General features: G+C 66.4%; 3 protein-coding genes. All 3 read right to left on the bottom strand.

Translation table 11 applies throughout. From position 1 onward, the window contains the following. Positions 1-1656 (bottom strand): glycosyltransferase (locus BGIM_RS56735; RefSeq protein WP_157368539.1); only part of this gene is annotated, 1656 nt, incomplete at its 3' end. A 29-nt stretch (positions 1657-1685) separates the two neighbouring features. Continuing rightward, on the bottom strand, positions 1686-3068 hold the full coding sequence (locus BGIM_RS56740; RefSeq protein WP_020467935.1) for an FkbM family methyltransferase: 1383 nt from the start codon (positions 3066-3068) through the stop codon (positions 1686-1688). A gap of 97 nt (positions 3069-3165) precedes the next feature. Beyond that, a partial coding sequence (locus BGIM_RS48050) for a glycosyltransferase (RefSeq protein WP_020467936.1) occupies positions 3166-4021 on the bottom strand: 856 nt, incomplete at its 5' end.

The following is a 4021-nucleotide window of genomic DNA, read 5'->3' on the forward strand; positions in this document are numbered from 1 at the left end:
GCCCCGGTCGCGACGCGCCAGGCCGTCCAGAAACAACAGCTCGGCGTCGTCGGGGTAGTCCGCGCGGCCGGCGGCGATCGCTTCCGCCGCCTCCGGCAACGACTTGAGCCGGCGGTGACACTGGGCGATCATGGCGTGCAACTTCCGGACGATGCTGTCCCGCGGGTTCGACAATTCCAGGCTGCGCCGCAGGCAGGGCAGCGCGAGTTCCGGCTGGCCGAGTTCATCGTAAACGCTTCCCAAGTTGAAGAGCGTAAACGGATCGTCGGGTTGTTGCTCACGCTCGGCCAGCAGCAGCCGCCGGTCACGATCCAGCTTCCGGGCGCGGGCGGCCGGGTCGGCGTAGCCGACATGGGTGACGGTGATGTCGGCCCACTCGACGCCTCCCCCGGTGGCCCGCACGGAGGGGAGGATCTGTTCGTGGACGCGATATTTCCAGCGCACGCCGGGCAGGCGTCGGAACAGCCGCACATGGTCCACCGTCGTGGCCGAGCCGGGCCGGTCGCCCAGGCAGTGGCACTTCATCACGCGGGCGGTGTGCTTGTCGTCGAGCGTCCGGATCAGGTCGCGGAACTTGCCGCGGTTGGCCTCGTCCAGCCGGTCGTCGGCGTCCATCCAGAAGACCCAGTCGCCGGTCGCTTGTTCCAACGCGGCGTTGCGGGCGGCGGCAAAGTCGTCGATCCAGGGGAACTCGATCACCCTCGCCCCGAAGGAGGCGGCGATTTCGCGGGTGCGGTCGGTTGAGCCGGTGTCCGCGATGATGATCTCGTCCACGAGGTCATGGACGGAGGCCAGACAATCGGGGAGATGACGCTCCTCGTTTTTCACGATCATCGTCAACGACACCTTCGGCGCTGGCTTGGGGCTGTCCGGCAGCCGGTATTTGGACGCCTCCTCCGCCCCCCACTTGTCGCGGTACAGGGACAGGTTGCGGTCCAGTTGGGCGGCGGTGTCGATGCCGAGCCCCTTGAAGGTCTGGCTGCCAAAATGGTGGACATAGACATCGCGCGCCAGCAGCAGTTGAAACCCGGCCCGCCTCGCCCGCAGGCACAGGTCATCGTCGTCGAAGAAGCCATGGCCGAATCGTTCGTCCAGCGTGCCGATTTTCCGAAACACCTCCGCCCGGACCAGCAGGCAAAAGCCGGTGAGCCGGGGGACGCGAACCGCCTCGGCCAGGTGGTCTTGTTGCCAGCGGCGGGCGAAGTCATCCAGGCCGGCGAGGGTGTCGTATCCCGGCGCGATCCGTTGCGGCGGCGGGGCATTATTCGTCATCACCCCGACCAAACCGGTGGCGGGATGGTCGTGCTTCGCCCATGCCCGCAAGCGGTCGATCCAGTCGGGGGTGACGACCACGTCGTTGTTCAGCAGGACGATCAGTTCGCCCGCGGCATGCCGAAGCCCGTGGTTGACGCCGGCCGGGTAGCCCGCGTTGGCCTGGTTGCGGTGAATGACCACCGGACCGGGGCCGGGCCGGGCGGCGAAGGCGGCGAGGTGTTCGATGGTGCCGTCGGTCGAGCCGTTGTCTACGAGAATCAGCTCATATGGCGGAGTCGTGTGTCGCCGGACGCTCTCCAGGCAGAGCCTGGTGAAGGCCAGTTCATTGTGGCACAGGATGATGATCGAAACAGTCTCGGGCGGATCGGCGGAGTCAGACATCGGGCACCAAGGGAAGGCGAATGTTCTTTTCAACCGGCCAGGCCGGCTCGGGCATATTTGGCGACGCCGACACGATGAGAGTGCAGTTTCAAGTCGAACAATTCATGATCCGGCAGCAGGGCGTCGATCCGGCGTCGGTCGGCGGGCGTGTGGAACTCGACCAGGACCAGCCGGGCACGGGCGAGACGGGGGCCGAGGGCGGCCAGAATGTCCGGCTCGGCCCCCTCGGCGTCGAGCTTCAGGATGTCGACTTCGCCGAGGCCGAGTTCGTCCCAAACGGCCCCGGCATGGCGGACCGAGACCGTCGCACGGCCGGCCGGATTGGGAACCAGATCGGTGCGGAGGGAATTGGCAACGGCAACGCCGGGATCAAGCAGCAATGAGGCGTGCTCATCCCGAAGGCCGAGGCCGAACGGATGGACGGTCACATCCGGAAAGCGGATCAGGTTTTTCCGGAGCAGAGCGACCGCCGGCGGGTAGGGCTCGAAGCAGTGCACCACGGCCCGGCGGTTGAGGGCCAGTTTGGCGTACAGGGCGAACGTGCCGACATGGGCTCCGATGTCCAAAATCACCGGCGGATCCTTCAGGCTCCCGGGCGGCAGGCCGCCGTATTCTCGTTGCTCGAACAACTGGGCGACGGTCCCGGACTCGTCGCGGGGAATTTGAACGGCGTGTCGTTCCTCTCCGTCGCGAAGATCGACGGTCATGACCGGGGAGGGAAAGCCGGAAATCTCGCGGGGGGGATCGGGGCGGACGCGGGCAAAACTGTCGGAACGGACGTGATACAGGCCGCATTTGTGGGGTACGAACGTGAACGGCTCCCCGGCCTTGGCGAAGCGTCGCCAGAGATCGCCGTCCTCGTCCTGGCCGCGATATTTGCCCAGTTTTTCGTCGAACAAGCCGACCCGGTCGAGCAGGTCGCGGCGGTGGGCCACGCCGAGCGGGACCATGACGGTCTCGGTGAACATCGCCTGACGCCGGGCGGCCGGGTCATACTCGGTGATGCGTCCGGGGCTGCGGCTGCCGGCGAGTTCGTCGATCTGGTCGTAACGGAAGACGAGGACGCCGGGCTTGTCCCGCCACTCATGAAGACGGGCGAAGTGTCCGGGGTAAAATTCGTCATCCTGGTCCAGATAAACGACATGGGTTCCGCGGGTGTGTGACAGGGCGGTGTTGCGGGCGGCGGCCTGCCCCCGGTTGGCCGGATGCCGGAAGACGCGAATCCGCGGATCGGCGGCGGCGAACTCCCCGATCAGCGACCACGATTCGTCGGTCGAGGCGTCGTCCACGGTGATCAACTCCCAGTCCGCGAAGGACTGGCCGAGGACGGAGGCGACCGAGCGGCGAAGAAACCGCCCGCCGTTGTAAACGGGCATGATGATCGAAAGGAAGGGAGCGCCGGGGCGGTTCATGCGGGGGCCGTGGATTGTGCGGGTCTTTGGTCAATATAGCGGCTGACGGTCCGGTCTTGGATGTTCGTTGCTTCGCAAAAAATGATTCATCTCCCGATCAGCGATTCCCGGCGGCGATCCGAGTCAGGAATTCTTCCCATCGGGGGAAGAGACGGTCGGGATGCCAGACGGTTGAGGCGGCGAGGGCGGCCGCGGAGGCTCGCTCGTATTCGGCCGGATCGGTCCAGAGTTGCGAGAGTCGGTCAACCCAGGCGGTCACCTCGCTTGGTTCGGGGGGGATACGGGTGTCGGGGAGGTATTTTTCGGGGATATCCAGCCGGTCGCCCGCCAGGGACAACACTTCGGACAGGCCGCCCCGGCCGGAACCGATCACGGGGATGCCGTTGAGCATCGCCTCGACGGCCGTGCGAGGCAGGCCCTCGCTGACCAGCGAGGGCATCAACAACACCTTCGTCACCTCATAGAACGCCCGCGGGTCCGGAGTGTTTTTCATCTGGTGGATCGAGGTGACGTCGCTCAGGTCGATGCCGCCGGAGGCGATGGCGTTGACGCGGCCCCGGCCTTCGACCACCAGGAACTCCACGCCCGAATTTTGGAGATGCAGTTGTTCGGCGACGCGGGCAAACCAGCAAGCGCCTTTCGCGCGTTCGGGATTGACGAAGGTGGCGAAACGGGGGTTTCGGGCGTCGCAGCGAACGCGTTCGATGTCCCAGGGGCCGGGGATGATGGTGGTCGTCAGGCCGAGCGTCCGGCGGTAGTGATCCTGGTGCGACCGGGACGGAACCACGATGGCGTCGCAGGCCGCGAAGCAGCCGGGGGAGCGATATTCGACATTGTGCAGCCAGAAGACGGCCCTCGCCCCGGACTGTTTCGCCGCCGCCACGGCCCCCGTGCTGGCCGCGTCGCCGCCGTAGGTCAGCACAAGGTCGGGTCGGAACCGGCCGGCGACCCGG

Origin of the sequence: Zavarzinella formosa DSM 19928, from assembly GCF_000255705.1 — a bacterium.
Taxonomy (GTDB): Bacteria; Planctomycetota; Planctomycetia; order Gemmatales; family Gemmataceae; genus Zavarzinella; species Zavarzinella formosa.